Genomic DNA, 16,373 nt, shown 5'->3' with positions numbered 1-16,373 from the left:
AGTGCGATCCGCTGAGGCCACGTTCTGGAAAACGAAATCACTCGACATCGGATCACCTCCTTTCGATTTGTTGAACACTTCCTCATGATGGGGTGTCATCCGGCAAATGGCAAGGCGCGGCACTCGAAAATCCTGAACAAGCGTGCTTGTGCACTCGGGCGGCTTGCGGCCGGCCGATCGGGCAGGCAAGATCGAGCCGCGATTGTTCCGGGCCGTTATTTGCCGGGTAAGGGAGGACGGGGATGGAGGCAGCCGAGAGAGCGGCCCGGATTGTTCGGACGGTCATCGAGACGCTGAAGCCGGGTTTCGCGGTGAGGCTGTGGACAGGCGAGCGGATCGGCCCGGCTACCGGCCCGGTGCTCACTATCAACGACCAGGACATCGTCTGGCAGATCGTACGTCGGCCCTCTTTATCGACGCTGATCGAGATGTGGATTGCCAAGGCGGTCGACGTCGAAGACGGATCGCTGTTCGATTTCTACGCCTTGCCCACGCACGGCAAGCTCAGGACGAAGCTCAAGACATTGCCGAAGCTGGCGATCCTGCGCGACCTGCCGGCGGTGCTGTTTTCGCGAAAACAGATGACGACGCGAACCGATCTTTCCGGCCGCAATCCTTTCGTCAGCGGTTCGAGCAAGGAGGCGATCCAGCACCATTACGACATTTCCAACGCATTCTACCGGCTCTTCCTCGACGAGCGCATGGTCTATAGCTGCGGCTACTTCAAGGATTTCGCCAACGATATCGATCAGGCCCAGAGAGACAAGCTCGACCATATCTGCCGCAAGCTTCGCCTGAAGCCCGGCGACAGATTGCTCGACATCGGCTGCGGCTGGGGAGCGATGCTCATTCATGCGGTGAAGAATTATGGCGTCGTCGGCCACGGCGTTTCGCTATCGGAAGCACAGACCGAACTCGCCCGTGAACGCATCCGCGCCGCCGGGCTGGAGGACCGCATCACCATCGAGATCAAGTCCTATGCCGAGCTGTCCGGCTCCTTCGACAAGATCTCCTCGATCGGCATGTTCGAGCATCTGGGGCTTGCCAACCATGCGGCCTATTTCTCGAGGATCCATCGCCTGCTCAAGCCCGGCGGCATCTATCTGCACCACGCCATCACCCGGCGCGACAAGGGCAGCTTGAAGAAGACGCTGCGCAAGGGGCCGGAATTCAAGGCGCTGATCAAATACATTTTTCCGGGCGGCGAACTCGATACGATCGGCATGACGCTCGGCAATCTCGAGGCGCACGGGTTCCTCGTCTACGACGTCGAAAACTTGCGCGAGCACTATGCGCGCACCTGCAGGCTATGGGCAGAGCGTCTCCACGCACGCTTCGACGAAGCCATCGCCGAGGTCGGCGAAGCCAAGGCGCGGCTCTGGCTGCTTTATCTCACCGGTTGCTCGATCACCTTCGAACGCTCCTCGGCGCAGGTCTTCCAGACCGTTGTCACCAGGCGCGCGCGCGGCCCGAGCGGCCTGCCGCCGACGCGGGCGGATTTGTATCGATAGCTACAGGAGGCGCATCGTGGCGCCGATCTCGACGCGGGCCGGTCGGTCGACGGTGCAGTAGACGCCGAGATTATGGGCGTTGTGGCGGACCAGGCTGCGCAGGATTGCCGGGTCGTGGTCGAACCCGTTCTGGCCAATGATGGTGAAGCCGCAGCGGCGGCACGGCTCGGAGATGGTCAGGAGCAGGTCGCCGATTGCCAGCTTGCACCCGATCCATTCCGTCTCGGGAAACGACCCCTCGACCTCTGGCATATCGACGACGATGTTGGGGCGGAAGCGGCGCGCGTCGGCGGCGCCCTCTGGATGCAGCACTTTCAAACGCGCCAGTGAGGCGGTGGTCAGCAGATGAATAGGGGTTTTGACGTAGCGTTCCGTCAGCAGGGGGCCGAGGTAATCCGGAGCCGCATTTTCCCGGCGGAACGGCCGGATGGAAGCCGCAAAGCCGAGATACGCGGAAACCGCGCGATCACTTTGCGCGCCAGGTGCCGAAAGCCAGCGTCCGTCGGGGATGGCGACCTCCAGCCTGCCGGCCTGCGACAGCCGGGTGCGGATGCGGGGCACCTTGTGCCATTTCGCTTCGCGGTCGGGCCGCGCGATTTCATCGGTCGAGGTATCGACAAGACCAAACAGGCGGTCGCCTTCGACGGTATACCAGTCGACGGAGATCGCCTCCTGAAACTCGCCGGCGAGCGAGCTCGCGGGATAGCGCCAAAGCTCGGTGACGGCGCCCAATGCGGGTTGCATCAGCCCTTCTTGTTTTGCCGGTTGGCGATCAGGTCGTCGACGACTGCCGGGTCGGCGAGCGTCGAGGTGTCGCCGAGCGCGGCAAAATCATCCTCGGCGATCTTGCGCAGGATGCGCCGCATGATCTTGCCGGAACGGGTCTTCGGCAGGCCGGGCGCGAACTGGATCTTGTCGGGCGAAGCGATGGCGCCGATCTCCTTGCGGACATGGGCGACGAGCTCCTGGCGCAATTCCTCGCTTGGCGTCTCGCCGGCCATCAGCGTGACATAGCAGTAGATGCCCTGGCCCTTGATATCGTGCGGGTAGCCGACGACGGCGGCCTCCGAGACCTTCTCATGCGAAACCAGCGCCGATTCGACCTCGGCGGTGCCCATCCGGTGGCCGGAGACGTTGATGACGTCATCGACGCGGCCGGTGATCCAGTAGTAGCCGTCAGCATCGCGGCGGCAGCCGTCGCCGGTGAAGTACCTGCCCTTGTAGGTCGAGAAATAGGTCTGCACGAAGCGGTCGTGATCGCCATAGACGGTGCGCATCTGGCCCGGCCATGAGTCGGCAATGCAAAGATTGCCGCTGGCTTCGCCTTCCAGTACCTTGCCGTCGGCGTCGACCAGCTGCGGCTTGACGCCAAAGAAGGGCCGCGTCGCCGAACCCGCCTTGAGGTGGGTGGCGCCCGGAACCGGCGTGATCATGATGCCGCCGGTCTCGGTCTGCCACCAGGTGTCGACGATCGGCACCTTGCCGTTGCCGACGACGTTGAAATACCACTCCCAGGCTTCCGGATTGATCGGCTCGCCGACGGTGCCGAGCACGCGCAGCGACTTGCGCGACGTTTTGGTGACATGGGCATCGCCGGCGCCCATCAGCGCGCGCAGCGCCGTCGGCGCCGTGTAGAAGATGTTGACCTTGTGCTTGTCGATCACGTCCCAGAAACGCGACTGCGACGGGTAGTTCGGCACGCCTTCGAACATCAGCGTGGTGGCGCCGTTGGCGAGCGGCCCGTAGACGATATAGCTGTGGCCGGTGACCCAGCCGACATCGGCGGTGCACCAGTAGATATCGCCCTCATGATAGTCGAAGACATATTGGTGGGTCATCGAGACATAGACGAGATAGCCGGCGGTGGTGTGCAGCACGCCCTTCGGCTTGCCGGTCGAGCCGGATGTGTAGAGGATGAACAGCGGGTCCTCGGCGTTCATCTTCTCGGGCTTGCATTCGGCCTTAACCGTGGCGACCTCGTCATGGTACCAGACGTCGCGCCCGGCGGCCCAGCCGGTCTTGCCGCCGGTGCGGCGCACGACCAAGACCTTTTCGACTTTCGTTCCGGCCTTGGCGGCGATCTCGATCGCCTTGTCGGTGTTCTCCTTCAGCGGGATAGTCTTGCCGCCGCGCAGGCCTTCGTCGGCGGTGATGACGAAGGTCGACTTGCAGTCGTCGATGCGTCCGGCCAGCGCATCCGGCGAAAAGCCGCCGAAGACAACCGAATGAATGGCGCCGATGCGCGTGCAGGCGAGCATCGCATAAGCGGCCTCCGGGATCATCGGCATGTAGATGGTGACGCGGTCGCCCTTCTTGACGCCGTGCTTCTTCATCACATTGGCGAGGCGGCAGACACGTGCGTGAAGTTCGTTATAGGTGATCTTCCTGTCGTCGTAGGGATTGTCGCCTTCCCAGATGATGGCGGTCTGTTCGCCGCGCTTCTTCAGATGCCGGTCGATGCAGTTCCACGAAACGTTTGTCTGGCCATCCTCGAACCATTTGATCGAAACCTTGCCGTCGAAGGACGTGTTCTTGACCTTGCTGTAGGGCTTGAACCAGTCGATGCGCTTGCCGTGCTTGCCCCAGAACTTGTCCGGGTTCTTGACGCTGTCGGCGTACCATTTCAGGTAGGTGTCATTGTCAATCAGCGCGTTCTTCTTCCACGCCGGCTGGACGCGATGGACATGAACATCGGACATTTCTTCGCCTTCCTCCCCAAAACCAAACCGCCGGCTTGACCGCCGGCAGGATCGCGGCGATGCGGCCGCGAATTCGCGCGCATTATTAACAGTTCGGCGGTGACGGCAACATTAGACGTTGGATTCGCGCGGCGGGATGCCGCAGGTGCCTTGCCGGGCGGTGTCAGCACTCTCGTGAGGCGGCTGCTAAGCGCATGTTTTTGCGGGAGGAATCTGGTTTGATCGCAGAAATATCAATAGACGAATAAGCAAATGGGGTGCACAATTTCAGGCTGGGAGGAAGGAGAATCAACCAGGGGACCGGCAATGCGCGACCATTCAGAAATGGACCTGATGCTCAAGGGCTATGGCTTGACCACGGCCAAGATTCTTTATCACTTCCCAGATCATCCGCATCTGCTGCAGAGCTTCATCTGGCAGGATTACGACATCGCCCCGAAATTTCCCGTGCTGATCCGCTTCATCGAGTTCTGGAAGGCCAAGCTCGAAGGCCCGCTGCATTCGGTCAGCTACACGCACCAGAAGCTGATCGCGCCGAACGAATGGCGCAAGGTCGACGGCGAGTTCGTTCTGCATTAGCCGGGCGGGCGGCAGTCTGGGAGCCGCCGCCCAGCTTTTGGAGCGTCAGACTGCGGGCGGGTTCAGCCGGGCAAAACCCTCCTGCCGGCGATAGGGAAAATACGGATAGGGTGCGGTGACCTCACTTGCCGTGTCGAGCTTCTTCATCTGCTCGGCTGTCAAGGACCAGCCGACGGCGCCGAGATTCTGGCGCAACTGCTCCTCGTTGCGCGCGCCAATGATGACGGAGGCGACGGTCGGCCGCTGCAGCAGCCAATTGATGGCGATCTGCGGTATGGTCTTGCCGGTTTCCTCGGCGACAACATCAAGCGCGTCGACGACCCGATAGAGATGCTCATCCTCGACGGGCGGTCCGAAGCTTGCCGTGTCGTGCAGCCGGCTTTTCTCAGGCAGCTTCTGGCCACGGCGGATCTTGCCGGTCAGGCGGCCCCAGCCGAGTGGGCTCCACACCAGCGCACCGACGCCCTGGTCGAGGCCGAGCGGCATCAACTCCCATTCATAATCGCGTCCGACCAGCGAGTAATAGACCTGATGGGCGACGTATCGGGGATAGCCATGTCTATCCGCCAGGCCGAGCGACTTCATCACTTGCCAGCCGGAAAAATTGGAGACGCCGACATAACGCAGCTTGCCGGCGCGCACGAGACTGTCCAGCGTCGACAGCACCTCCTCGATCGGTGTTGCGGCGTCGAAGGCGTGCAGTTGCAGCAGGTCGATGTAATCGGTGCCAAGACGCTTCAGCGCGTCTTCGACGGCCTTGATCAGGCGTGAACGTGACGAGCCGGCATCGTTGGGACCGTCGCCCATCGGCAGCGAGGTCTTGGTCGAGATCAGCACGGCGTCGCGGCGGCCCTTGATGGCAGCGCCGAGCACTTGTTCGGAAGCGCCATTCGAATAGACATCGGCGGTGTCGAACAGGTTGACGCCGGCCTCAAGGCAGATGTCGACCAGCCGCCGTGCTTCCGCCGCATCGCTGTTGCCCCAGGCACCGAACAGCGGGCCTGAACCGCCGAAGGTTCCAGCGCCGAACGAGAGCACCGGGACCTTCAGGCCTGATGCGCCAAGATTTCGATAATCCATGGGTTTGCTCCTTGTGGAAGGATGGCTGTTTCAAAGATTGGCTGAGGTTTGCGTTCTATGACCGCGCGATTTCCGGTGTAGCGAGGACAGGATCTCGGTCGAGACGCAGCGCAAACGCCGCTACGGCAAGCGCTGAAAGTGGCAACAGCGCCGCGACCCAGGTGACGGCACCGAGGCCGGGACCATGGGCGATGACCACGCCGCCGAGCCAGGCGCCGGCCGCATTGCCGAGGTTGAAGGCGGCGATGTTGAAGGATGAAGCTAGGCTCTGGCCGGCGCCTTGCGCCTTCTGCAACACCCATAACTGTAGCGGCGCGACGGTGGCGAAGGCGGCGGCGCCGAGCAGGCCGACATAGATAACGGCCATGACCTGGTTGTGCAGGGCGAAGGTCATGGTGCCGAGCACCAGCGCCAGCACGACGAGACTGCCGAGAACGGACGGTACCAGCCAGCGATCGGCGAACTTGCCGCCGGCGAGGTTGCCGGCGATGAGGCCGCCGCCGAAGACCAGCAGGATCGGCGACACCGCTGTCTCGTCAAAACCGGTGATCTCGGTCAGCAACGGGGCGATGTAGGTGAAGACGGCGAAGACGCCGGCATAGCCAAGCACGGTGGTGGCAAAGCCAAGCAGGACCGGCGCGCGGCCGAGCAAGGCGAGATCGGCGCGCAAATTGCTCTTCTCAGGCTCTGTTCGGCTGCGCGGCACCAGCAGCAGAATGATGGTAAAGGCGGCGATGCCGACCAGGGTCACCGCCCAGAAGGTCGCGCGCCAGCCGAAGGCTTGGCCGAGCCATGTGCCGAAGGGCACGCCGAGGATGTTGGCGATGGTCAGGCCGGTGAACATCAGGGCGATCGCCGAGGCTTTCTTGTTGGGCGCCACCAGTCCGGTCGCCACGACCGAGCCGACGCCGAAGAAGGTACCGTGGGCGAAGGCGGTCAGTACGCGCGCACCCATCAGCGTCCAGTAGTCTGGGGCAAGCGCACAAGCGAGGTTGCCCAGCGTGAAGATCGCCATCAGCGCCAGAAGCACGGTCTTGCGCGGCCAACGGCCGGTCGCGATCGTCAGCAGCGGCGCGCCGATGACGACGCCCAGCGCATAGCCAGAAATCAGCTGGCCGGAAGCTGAGATCGAGACGCCGAGATCGGTGCTGACGTCGAGCAGCAGGCCCATAATGACGAATTCGGTGACGCCGATGCCAAAGGCACCGGCGGCAAGAGCGTAAAGAGCAAGGGGCATGGCGGTTCCCACTTCGATGACGACCAGTTTTGACGACGGGCGCCGTGTCCTCCCACGCCCCGATCCGGAAGATCGTGCCGCGATGTGCTGTGAACCAGCCTTGCATCGGGCACATCGTCTGTGAAATAGATTCACCAATGGCCAGGCCCGACATCAATCGCTCCGGCGAGATCGAAGTGTTCGTCCGCGTCGTCGAGGCGGGCAGCTTTTCAGCCGCTGCCCGCGCGTTGCGGATGACGCCGTCGGCGGTGAGCAAGCTGATCGCGCGGCTGGAGGCGCGGCTTGGTGCGCGGCTGGTCAGCCGTTCGACGCGCAAGCTGCAACTGACGCCGGAGGGGGCGGCGTTCTTCGACAGCGGCGTGCGCGTCCTTGCCGACATGGCGGCGGCCGAGCGCGAGGCAGCGGCGGGTGCCGCGCCGCGTGGCCGGCTGCGGATCAACAGCTACGTGCCTTTCGGGCAGCATCGGCTGATCCCGCTTTTGCCGCGTTTCCTAGAGCGCTACCCCGAAATCTCGGTCGATCTGGTGTTGACCGACGATGTCATCGACCTGATGGAGGAGCGCGCTGACGTCGCCATCCGCGCCGGGCCGCTTGGCGAATCACGGCTGGTGGCGCGCAAGCTCGGGCAGAGCCGGGTGGTCGTCGTTGCGGCGCCATCGTATCTCGAAGCGCGTGGCACGCCCAAGACGCCCGCCGACCTCGATCGTCACAACCGGATGGGATTCCGTTTCGTTCGTCACCTCGAGGGCTGGCCTTTTATCGACGCGGCCGGCAAACCGATCACCCTGTCGATCATCGGAAATACGCTGGTCAGCGACGGCGAGGCGATGCGGCTGATGGCGCTCTCGGGGGCGGGCATCGCCCGGCTGGCACGCTGGCATGTGGAGGCCGACATTGCCGCCGGCCGGCTTCTGCCGCTGCTGGAAGATTTCAATCCCGGCGACGAGGAACTCACCCACGCCGTCTATGTCGGCCAAGGCAAGTATCTGCCGGCGCGGGTGCGGGCGTTTTTGGACTTTTTGGTCGAGACTGTTCGGCTGACTTGAGCCCAAAAAAAGATAGGGAGCCTGCCGGCTCCCGAAGCATCAAATCGAAGGTAAATTGAACTACTTTTTCGGCACAAAGGGCGCCGGCCGCCGGCCGGCCGCCTGACGCTCCAGCATCCAGCCCGGGTATTCGGCGGGCAGGGCACTGACTTCGTCGAGGCGAACAAGATCATCGGCATCGAGCTGCAACTCGGTGGCTGCAAGGTTCTGTTCCAGCTGCTCCATGCGGCTGGCGCCGATGATGACGCTCATCACGAATGGCTTGGCCAGGACATAGCCGAGCGCCACCGTGGCGACGCTGACGCCGTGCTTGACGGCGATCTCGCGCATGACAGCGACCGCTGCCCAGGCACGGTCCTCATTGACCGGCGGGAAATTGAAGCTGGCGCGACGGCCCTCGCCATTGCCGGGGGCGCCCGGTCCGTATTTGCCGGAGAGCAGGCCGCCAGCCATCGGCGACCAGACCATCAGCCCGAGTTTCTCCTCGTTGAGCAGCGGCACGATTTCGCGCTCGAGATCGCGGCCGGCGATCGAATAATACGACTGCACGGTCTCGAAGCGGGCAAAGCCTTTGCGCTCCGCAATACCCAGCGCCTTGGCGATGCGCCAGGCCTGCCAGTTCGAGACGCCGACATAGCGGACCTTGCCGGCGGCAACCAGGTCGTCGAGCGCCCGCAGCGTTTCGTCGATCGGCGTCACCGTGTCGGTGCCGTGCAGCTGGTAGAGATCGATGTGATCGAGCTGTAGCCGCTCGAGGCTGCTCTCGACCGAATCCATGATGTGGCCGCGCGAGGAACCGCGCTGGTTCGGGCCGCCGCCCATGGCGCCATGAACCTTGGTGGCGATGATCACGTCCTGACGGTTGACGCCAAGGTTCCTGAGCGACTGGCCGAGAAGCCGTTCCGAGGCGCCGAAGGAATAGACATCCGCCGTGTCGAAGAAATTGACGCCGGCGGCGAGGGAGCGGGCAACGATCTCGTCGACGCCCTTCTGGTCGAGGCTGGCGATCAGGCCCCATTGGGCATTCTCGCCGGCCGCGCCGAACGTCATCGTGCCGAGGCAAAGTTCGGAGACGAACATCCCCGTATTTCCAAGTTGATTGTAACGCATGGTGGCTCCAGACGGGTTGAGAATAACTCGACCCATATAGGAACGAAACGTTCCGTTTCTATACGCTGGCTTAGTCAATGTCAGCCTGTGGCCTAAGGTCGGCTGCGCCTCATCTGGCGCCGAAAATCGCCGATCCAACCCTGACACTGGTCGCGCCGAAGGCGATCGCGGTTTCGTAGTCGCCGGACATGCCCATGGAGAGCTTGTCGACGCAGGCCTCGAGCCCAAGCTTTTCCAGCAGCGCGAAATGCGGACCGGGGTTCTCGTCGGCCGGCGGAATGCACATCAGCCCTTCGATGGCGAGGGCGTGAACCGAGCGGCAGCGGGCGACGAAGGCGACAGCCTCGCGTGGCTCGATGCCGGCCTTTTGCGGCTCGGAGCCGGTGTTGACCTGGACATAGAGCCTTGGCGTCCTGCCCTGCCTGGCGATTTCCTTGGCCAGCTCTGCGGCGATCTTTTCACGGTCGATGGTTTCGATGACGTCGAACAATGCCACCGCTTCCTTGGCCTTGTTCGATTGCAGCGGACCGATCAGATGCAGCTCGACGTCGGGAAACGCCGTCCGCAGTGCCGGCCATTTGGCTTGTGCTTCCTGGACGCGGTTTTCGCCGAAGACGCGCTGGCCGGCCTCGATGACGGGGCGGATATCGGCGGCGTCGAAGGTTTTCGAGACCGCGACCAGCGTCACCGCTCCGGCCTCACGGCCTGCCTCGCGCTCGGCGGCAGCGATCCTTGCCTTGACCGTGAAAAGCTGTTCGGCGGCGCTCGCCATGCCTATATCCTGCCTGTGTTTGGCTTTTCGCCGGATCGCCGCAGTTGACGGGTCCGGCAATCCATGGTGAACACCGCGACGATATTTCCTGAGCCGCCCGGGCATTGTCCGGCGGCTCGCGCATGCTTTTAAGTGAAAAACACCCGATGGCAACCGAACGATACAATCCGCGCGCGTCAGAGCCCAAATGGCAGAAGGCCTGGGACGCCAAGAAGCTGTTCGAAGCCGACAATGACGACCCGCGCCCGAAATACTACGTGCTGGAGATGTTCCCCTATCCGTCGGGGCGCATCCATATCGGCCATACCCGCAACTATACGATGGGCGATGTGGTGGCGCGCTACAAGCGGGCCAAGGGTTTCAATGTGCTGCACCCGATGGGCTGGGACGCCTTTGGCATGCCAGCCGAAAACGCGGCGATGCAGAACAAGGTCCATCCCAAGGACTGGACCTATCAGAACATCGCCGCCATGCGCGAGCAGCTCAAGGTCATGGGCCTGTCGCTCGATTGGGCGCGCGAGTTCGCCACCTGCGATGTCGACTACTATCACCGCCAGCAGATGCTGTTCCTCGATTTCGTCGAGAAGGGGCTGGTGACGCGCAAATCCTCCAAGGTCAACTGGGATCCGGAGGACATGACGGTGCTTGCCAACGAGCAGGTCATCGACGGACGCGGCTGGCGCTCAGGCGCGCTGGTGGAACAGCGCGAGCTGACGCAGTGGTTCTTCAAGATCACCGATTATGCGCAGGATCTGCTGGATTCGCTCGATCAGCTCGACGACTGGCCGGAAAAAGTGAAGCTGATGCAGGCGAACTGGATCGGCCGTTCAGAAGGGCTGCTGATCCGCTGGCCGCTGGTCAAGCCAATCGCCGGCGAGCATGAGCTCGAAGTCTATACGACAAGGCCCGACACGATCTTCGGCGCGTCCTTCATGGCGATTGCGGCCGACCATCCGCTGGCCAAAAAGGCCGCCGAAGACAATCCGGCACTGGCAAAGTTCATCGACGAAGTCCGCCATATGGGCACTTCGGCGGCGGCCTTGGAGACGGCCGAGAAGAAGGGTTTCGATACCGGCATTCGCGTCGTCCATCCGTTCGACGAGAGGTGGACGCTACCCGTCTACGTCGCCAATTTCGTGCTGATGGACTATGGCACCGGCGCCATCTTCGGCTGCCCGGCACATGACCAGCGCGACCTCGACTTCGCCAACAGATACGGCCTTCCGGTCATTCCGGTGGTGATGCCGGAAGGCGAGAATCAAGGAAGCTTCCAGGTCATCGACGAGGCTTACGTCGATGATGGCGCGATGATCAATTCGCGCTTCCTCGACGGCATGAAGCCGGATCAGGCATTCGACGAGGTGGCGAAGCTGCTGGAACAAAGGACCATCGGCAACCGGCCGATGGCCGAGCGCAAGGTGAATTTCCGCCTGCGCGACTGGGGCATTTCGCGCCAGCGCTATTGGGGCTGCCCGATCCCGATGATCCATTGCGAGGATTGCGGCGTGGTGCCGGTGCCGAAAGCCGACCTGCCGGTCAAGCTGCCGGACGACATCGAGTTCGACCGGCCGGGCAATCCGCTCGATCGCCATCCGACATGGCGGCACGTCAAATGCCCGCGTTGCGGCAAGGATGCGCGGCGCGAAACCGACACGATGGACACATTTGTCGATTCTTCGTGGTATTTCGCGCGCTTCACCGCGCCGTGGGCAAACGATCCGACCGATCCCGAGGCCGCGACTGAATGGCTGCCGGTCGACCAGTATATTGGCGGTATTGAGCATGCGATCCTGCATTTGCTCTATTCGCGCTTTTTCACCCGCGCCATGCGCGAGACCGGCCATGTCGATCTCGCCGAGCCGTTCAGGGGCCTGTTCACGCAAGGCATGGTGGTACACGAGACCTATCGGGTTGGCGGCGCCTCGAACGGCCGCTGGCTTGCGCCAAGCGAGGTCAGGCTGGAAGACGCCGACGGCAAGCGCCGCGCCTTCGAAATCGCCACCGGCGAAGAGGCGGTGATCGGTCCGCTCGAAAAAATGTCGAAGTCGAAGAAGAATACGGTGAGTCCGGAAGAGATCACCGACGGCTACGGCGCCGATACGGCGCGCTGGTTCATGCTGTCGGACTCGCCGCCCGAGCGCGATGTCGAATGGACCGACGAGGGTGCGGCCGGCGCGCATCGCTTCATCCAGCGCATCTGGCGCCTGGTGTCGACGGCTGCCGAATCGCTCGCCGGAGTCCGGCCAGAGGCGGCGAAGGACGGCGAGGCCGGGACAGTGTCCAAGGCCGCGCACAAGATCCTGAAGTTGGTCGGCGAGGATATCGAAAAGCTCGCCTTCAACCGCGCCATCGCCCGCATCTATGAGCTCGCCAATGCCTTGACCGTACCGCTCAACGAGGCGGCAGAGGGCAAGGCCGGTCCGGCCCTGCAAGCGGCCTGCCGTGAGGCCGTCGAGATCCTGGTGCACCTGATCGCGCCGGTCATGCCGCATCTGGCCGAGGAGTGCTGGCAGACGCTCGGCGGCACCGACCTTGTCGCCGAACGGCCCTGGCCGGACTACGATGCCTCGCTTGTCGTCGACGCCGAGATCGTGCTGCCGGTCCAGGTCAACGGCAAGAAGCGCGGTGATTTGACAATTGCCCGCGACGCGGACCAAGGTGCGGTCGAAAAAGCGGTTCTGGCTCTCGAGTTCGTGCAGAAAGCGCTCGAAGGTAAGGCGCCGCGCAAGGTGATCATCGTGCCGCAGAGGATCGTCAATGTCGTTGCCTGATCCGAAAAAAGCGGAGCTGACGCTGCGCCGTGTCGTGCTTTACGGGCTGCTCGCCTCGGTGGCGCTGGTTTCCGCCTGCACGGTGCGCCCGCTCTATTCGAGCGCGCCGCTGATCGCCGGCTCGCAGGTCGGCGCCGCTGCCGAGCTGGCATTGATCTCGGTCAAGCCGGTCAAGACCCGCTACGCCCAGCAGGTCCGCAACAATTTGATCTTCGCGCTCGGCCAGGGCGCCGGCGAGCCGGCTTCGCCGGTCTATTCGCTTGATCTCGGCGTCTCCGAACTCGTCGAATCGGCGGCAATCGAGCAGGTCACGACCGACGAGGACGAGCCGACCGCCGGCACTGTGACGCTGACTGCCAACTATGTGCTCAGCGATGCCAAGACGGGCACGGTCATAGCGAGGGGCAAGCGCTCGATTCCGTCGTCATACGACAGGCCGCGCCAGGAATTCGCGTCATACCGGGCCCAGATCGACGCCGAGAACCGTGCGGCGCGCGAGCTGGCAGATGTGCTGCGGCTGTCGATTGCCCAGGATCTGATCAAGCACGGCAGGCCGGCGGCAAGCTAGGTCTTTCCAGAGTGCGCAATCTGCAAAAAAAGGCCGATTGCTCGGCCTTTTTTGTTCGTAGGACAGTCGCTTCAGCCGATCTTCTGCCCGGTCTTTGCCCAGTCGGCGAGGAACAGTTCCAGGCCCTTGTCGGTCAGCGGGTGCTTGACCAGCGCCTTGAGCGTCGCCGGCGGCGCGGTGATGACATCGGCACCGATCAGCGCCGCCTGCTTGACATGGTTCACGGTACGCACCGAAGCGGTCAGGATTTCAGTCTGGAAGTCATAATTGTCGTAGATGGTGCGGATATCGGCAATCAGCTCCATGCCGTCCCAGCCGCTGTCGTCGATGCGGCCGACGAAGGGCGAGATGAAGGAGGCGCCGGCCTTGGCGGCGAGCAGCGCCTGGGTGGCCGAGAAGCACAGCGTGACGTTGACCATGCGGCCGTCCGACCGGATGTCCTTGCAGGCCCTCAGGCCGTCGAGCGTCAGCGGCACCTTGATGCAGACATTGTCGGCGATCCTGGCCAGGATCTTGGCCTCCGCCATCATGTCCTTGTATTCGGTGGCGACGACTTCGGCCGAGACCGGGCCCTTGACGATCTCGCAGATCTCCCTTGTGACGTCGGCGATCTTGCCGCCGGATTTCAGGATCAGCGACGGATTGGTGGTTACGCCGTCGAGCAGCCCCAAATCGTTCAGCTCGCGGATTTCCTTGACATCGGCGGTGTCGACAAAAAATTTCATGGCGGTCTCCTGAAGATTTTTCATGTGCACGTCATGCACATTTGGGGTCGGACTTTGATCTAGACCAAAGTCGGGGCAAGGTCACGCCTCATGATCGAAGATTCGCCCTTTGTCGCGGCCGCACCGGTGCTGGTGCCGATGCCCGCCGAGCGCCCCTACACCTATGCCGTGCCGGCTGGCATGCGCGTCGTGCCGGGCTCGATCGTGCGCGTTCCGCTTGGGCCTCGCCAGGTCGCCGGCATCGTCTGGGACGGCGCCGTCGAAAAGGTCGACGCGAAGAAATTGCGGCCGATCGAGCAGGTTTTCGACTGCCCGCCGATCGACCGCGCGATGCGGCGTTTTGTCGATTGGGTGGCGCAGTACACGCTGTCGCCGCCCGGCATGGTGGCGCGCATGCTGCTCAGGGCGCCGGAGGCGTTCGATCCGGAGCCGTGGATCGAAGGGCTGCAGCGCACCTTCGCCAAGCCCGACCGGATGACGGAGGCGAGGATGCGCGTGCTGGAGACAGCCGAAGGCGGACTTGCCTGGACGCGATCCGGCCTGGCGCATGCGGCAGGCGTGTCGTCGACGGTGGTGGACGGGCTGCGGGCGCAGGGCGTATTCGAGACGGTGATGATCCCGCCGCGGCCGGTGGTCGCAGCACCCGATCCCGGCTACGCCGTGCCTTCACTGATGCCCGACCAGAGCGAAGCAGCCGAGATGCTGCGCACCAACGTCGCGACCGGCACATTCGGCGTCACCCTGCTCGATGGTGTAACCGGATCCGGCAAGACGGAGGTCTATTTCGAGGCGGTTGCGGCCGCGCTCGATCGCGGCAAGCAGGTGCTGATCCTGCTGCCGGAAATTGCGCTGACCCACGCTTTTCTCGAACGCTTCCAGGAGCGGTTCGGTGCCAAGCCGGCGGAATGGCACTCGGATCTGCCGCCAAGGATGCGCGAAAAGGTCTGGCGGCAGGTGGCGGAAGGCGGCGCGCGGGTCGTCGCCGGCGCGCGCTCGGCGCTGTTCCTGCCGTTCAGGGAGCTTGGACTGATCGTCGTCGACGAAGAGCACGACCCCGCCTACAAGCAGGAGGATCGCGTCTTTTACAACGCGCGCGACATGGCCGTGGTGCGCGGCCATATCGGCGGTTTTCCGGTCGTGCTCGCTTCGGCGACACCGTCGGTCGAAAGCCGGGTCAATGCCAGCCAGGGCCGCTACAGCAGGGCGGTGCTTTCGGCGCGCTTTGCCGAGGCGGCACTTCCCGATCTCAAGACGGTCGACATGCGCCGCGCGCCGCCGGCACGCGGCGGCTTCCTGTCGCCGGTGCTGCTCGGCCATATGCGGCAGACGCTGGAAAGAAAGGAACAGTCGCTGCTGTTCCTCAACCGGCGCGGCTATGCGCCGCTGACGCTCTGCCGGGTCTGCGGCCACCGCTTCGGCTGTCCGGTCTGCTCGGCCTGGCTGGTCGAGCACCGCTTTCGCGGCCAGCTCGTCTGCCACCACTGCGGGCACAATGAACGCCGGCCCGAAGCCTGTCCGGAATGCGGCACGCTCGATCATCTGGTCGCCTGCGGGCCAGGCGTCGAGCGCATCGCCGAGGAGGTCGTCGCGCATTTCCCCGATGCCCGCACCATCGTCTTGTCGTCGGACCTGATGGGCGGCGTGCGGCGGCTGCGGCTCGAGCTTGAAGCCATCGCCAATGGCGAGGCCGACATCGTCATCGGCACGCAACTCGTCGCCAAGGGCCACAACTTCCCCAATATGACGCTGGTCGGTGTGGTCGATGCCGATCTCGGCCTTGCCAATGGCGACCCGCGCGCCGCCGAGCGCACCTTCCAACTGCTCAGCCAGGTGACCGGCCGCGCCGGTCGCACCGGCAAGAAAAGCCTCGGCCTGCTGCAGACCTTCCAACCCGACCACCCGGTGATGCGCGCGATCGTCTCAGGCGATGCCGAGGCCTTCTACGAGCGCGAGATCGCCGAGCGTGAGCGGGCGGGGCTGCCGCCCTTCGGCAGGCTCGCCGGCGTCATCGTCAGCGCGGTGACACGGGCCGAAGCCGAAGCGCACGCCCGTGGCCTGCGTCGCGCCGCGCCGCAAGCCACCGACCTGTTCGTGCTCGGCCCGGCCGAGGCGCCGCTGTCATTGATCGGCGGCCGCCATCGCTTTCGCCTGCTGATCCAAGGCGAACGGCGCGCCGACATGCAAGGGTTCATTCGCACCATGCTGGCTGAGGGGCCGAGGATAAGGGGCTCGGTGCGAGTCCAGGTCGACATCGACCCGCAGAGCTTTTTGTAAC

At 63.7% G+C, this 16,373-nt stretch carries 13 protein-coding genes; 6 read left to right on the top strand and 7 right to left on the bottom strand.

Annotated features, from left to right (window positions below; translation table 11 throughout):
* Positions 1-242: 242 nt before the first annotated feature.
* Positions 243-1,511, top strand: a complete 1,269-nt coding sequence (locus tag NKH33_RS06885) for a class I SAM-dependent methyltransferase (protein ID WP_352918578.1) — start codon at positions 243-245, stop codon at positions 1,509-1,511.
* Here the strand turns inward: NKH33_RS06885 and NKH33_RS06880 are convergent, their stop codons facing one another.
* Positions 1,512-2,255: an MOSC domain-containing protein gene (locus tag NKH33_RS06880; protein WP_352817503.1), complete on the bottom strand. Its 744-nt coding sequence runs from the start codon at positions 2,253-2,255 to the stop codon at positions 1,512-1,514.
* A complete protein-coding gene (gene acs, locus NKH33_RS06875) occupies positions 2,255-4,210 on the bottom strand; it encodes an acetate--CoA ligase (protein WP_352451223.1) in 1,956 nt (651 codons plus the stop codon). The genes NKH33_RS06880 and acs overlap by 1 nt, the downstream gene beginning before the upstream one ends.
* A 306-nt stretch (positions 4,211-4,516) precedes the next feature.
* Here acs and NKH33_RS06870 point away from each other — a divergent pair, with 306 nt between their 5' ends.
* Positions 4,517-4,789, top strand: a complete 273-nt coding sequence (locus tag NKH33_RS06870; protein WP_023678111.1) for an usg protein — start codon at positions 4,517-4,519, stop codon at positions 4,787-4,789.
* A 45-nt stretch (positions 4,790-4,834) separates the two neighbouring features.
* Here NKH33_RS06870 and NKH33_RS06865 read toward each other — a convergent pair whose 3' ends face one another.
* Both NKH33_RS06865 and NKH33_RS06860 read right to left on the bottom strand, forming a co-directional pair.
* Complete coding sequence (locus NKH33_RS06865) at positions 4,835-5,869, bottom strand: aldo/keto reductase (protein WP_352683663.1); 1,035 nt, start codon at positions 5,867-5,869, stop codon at positions 4,835-4,837.
* 55 nt (positions 5,870-5,924) lie between these two features.
* Positions 5,925-7,106, bottom strand: a complete 1,182-nt coding sequence (locus tag NKH33_RS06860) for an MFS transporter (protein ID WP_352918576.1) — start codon at positions 7,104-7,106, stop codon at positions 5,925-5,927.
* Between the two features lie 137 nt (positions 7,107-7,243).
* Here NKH33_RS06860 and NKH33_RS06855 point away from each other — a divergent pair, with 137 nt between their 5' ends.
* Positions 7,244-8,152, top strand: a complete 909-nt coding sequence (locus NKH33_RS06855) for a LysR family transcriptional regulator (RefSeq protein WP_352500794.1) — start codon at positions 7,244-7,246, stop codon at positions 8,150-8,152.
* Positions 8,153-8,212: 60 nt separating this feature from the next.
* Here the strand turns inward: NKH33_RS06855 and NKH33_RS06850 are convergent, their stop codons facing one another.
* Together NKH33_RS06850 and NKH33_RS06845 are read right to left on the bottom strand one after the other, a co-directional pair.
* On the bottom strand, positions 8,213-9,262 hold the full coding sequence (locus tag NKH33_RS06850; RefSeq protein WP_352471289.1) for an aldo/keto reductase: 1,050 nt from the start codon (positions 9,260-9,262) through the stop codon (positions 8,213-8,215).
* A 109-nt stretch (positions 9,263-9,371) separates the two neighbouring features.
* Positions 9,372-10,034: a YggS family pyridoxal phosphate-dependent enzyme gene (locus NKH33_RS06845; protein ID WP_352471288.1), complete on the bottom strand. Its 663-nt coding sequence runs from the start codon at positions 10,032-10,034 to the stop codon at positions 9,372-9,374.
* 146 nt (positions 10,035-10,180) lie between these two features.
* Here NKH33_RS06845 and leuS point away from each other — a divergent pair, with 146 nt between their 5' ends.
* Together leuS and NKH33_RS06835 are read left to right on the top strand one after the other, a co-directional pair.
* Entirely contained in the window at positions 10,181-12,805 is a 2,625-nt protein-coding gene (gene leuS / locus NKH33_RS06840) for a leucine--tRNA ligase (RefSeq protein WP_352918573.1), read from the top strand.
* On the top strand, positions 12,792-13,373 hold the full coding sequence (locus NKH33_RS06835) for an LPS assembly lipoprotein LptE (RefSeq protein WP_352918571.1): 582 nt from the start codon (positions 12,792-12,794) through the stop codon (positions 13,371-13,373). Before leuS ends, NKH33_RS06835 begins: the two co-directional genes overlap by 14 nt.
* Before the next feature lie 71 nt (positions 13,374-13,444).
* On the opposite strand, the gene fsa is transcribed toward NKH33_RS06835, so the two are convergent.
* Complete coding sequence (gene fsa, locus NKH33_RS06830; protein ID WP_023678103.1) at positions 13,445-14,098, bottom strand: fructose-6-phosphate aldolase; 654 nt, start codon at positions 14,096-14,098, stop codon at positions 13,445-13,447.
* A gap of 90 nt (positions 14,099-14,188) precedes the next feature.
* Here fsa and NKH33_RS06825 point away from each other — a divergent pair, with 90 nt between their 5' ends.
* Positions 14,189-16,372 carry a primosomal protein N' gene (locus tag NKH33_RS06825; protein ID WP_352918569.1) on the top strand — a complete coding sequence of 728 codons (2,184 nt, stop codon included), beginning with the start codon at positions 14,189-14,191 and terminating at the stop codon, positions 16,370-16,372.
* Position 16,373: the final 1 nt, after the last annotated feature.

The sequence above is a fragment of the Mesorhizobium sp. M1182 genome (assembly GCF_040318335.1).
Lineage (GTDB): Bacteria > Pseudomonadota > Alphaproteobacteria > Rhizobiales > Rhizobiaceae > Mesorhizobium.
This window is presented reverse-complemented; position numbering and strand designations above follow the sequence as displayed.

Excerpts from the sequence above, each read along its gene's own strand:
- NKH33_RS06860 (WP_352918576.1), bottom strand. The coding sequence starts at position 7,106 with ATGCCCCTTGCTCTTTACGCTCTTGCCGCCGGTGCCTTTGGCATCGGC.
- NKH33_RS06845 (WP_352471288.1), bottom strand. The coding sequence starts at position 10,034 with ATGGCGAGCGCCGCCGAACAGCTTTTCACGGTCAAGGCAAGGATCGCT.
- NKH33_RS06850 (WP_352471289.1), bottom strand. The coding sequence starts at position 9,262 with ATGCGTTACAATCAACTTGGAAATACGGGGATGTTCGTCTCCGAACTT.
- NKH33_RS06880 (WP_352817503.1), bottom strand. The coding sequence starts at position 2,255 with ATGCAACCCGCATTGGGCGCCGTCACCGAGCTTTGGCGCTATCCCGCG.
- fsa (WP_023678103.1), bottom strand. The coding sequence starts at position 14,098 with ATGAAATTTTTTGTCGACACCGCCGATGTCAAGGAAATCCGCGAGCTG.
- acs (WP_352451223.1), bottom strand. The coding sequence starts at position 4,210 with ATGTCCGATGTTCATGTCCATCGCGTCCAGCCGGCGTGGAAGAAGAAC.
- NKH33_RS06885 (WP_352918578.1), top strand. The coding sequence starts at position 243 with ATGGAGGCAGCCGAGAGAGCGGCCCGGATTGTTCGGACGGTCATCGAG.
- NKH33_RS06855 (WP_352500794.1), top strand. The coding sequence starts at position 7,244 with ATGGCCAGGCCCGACATCAATCGCTCCGGCGAGATCGAAGTGTTCGTC.
- NKH33_RS06865 (WP_352683663.1), bottom strand. The coding sequence starts at position 5,869 with ATGGATTATCGAAATCTTGGCGCATCAGGCCTGAAGGTCCCGGTGCTC.
- NKH33_RS06825 (WP_352918569.1), top strand. The coding sequence starts at position 14,189 with ATGATCGAAGATTCGCCCTTTGTCGCGGCCGCACCGGTGCTGGTGCCG.
- NKH33_RS06870 (WP_023678111.1), top strand. The coding sequence starts at position 4,517 with ATGCGCGACCATTCAGAAATGGACCTGATGCTCAAGGGCTATGGCTTG.
- NKH33_RS06835 (WP_352918571.1), top strand. The coding sequence starts at position 12,792 with ATGTCGTTGCCTGATCCGAAAAAAGCGGAGCTGACGCTGCGCCGTGTC.
- leuS (WP_352918573.1), top strand. The coding sequence starts at position 10,181 with ATGGCAACCGAACGATACAATCCGCGCGCGTCAGAGCCCAAATGGCAG.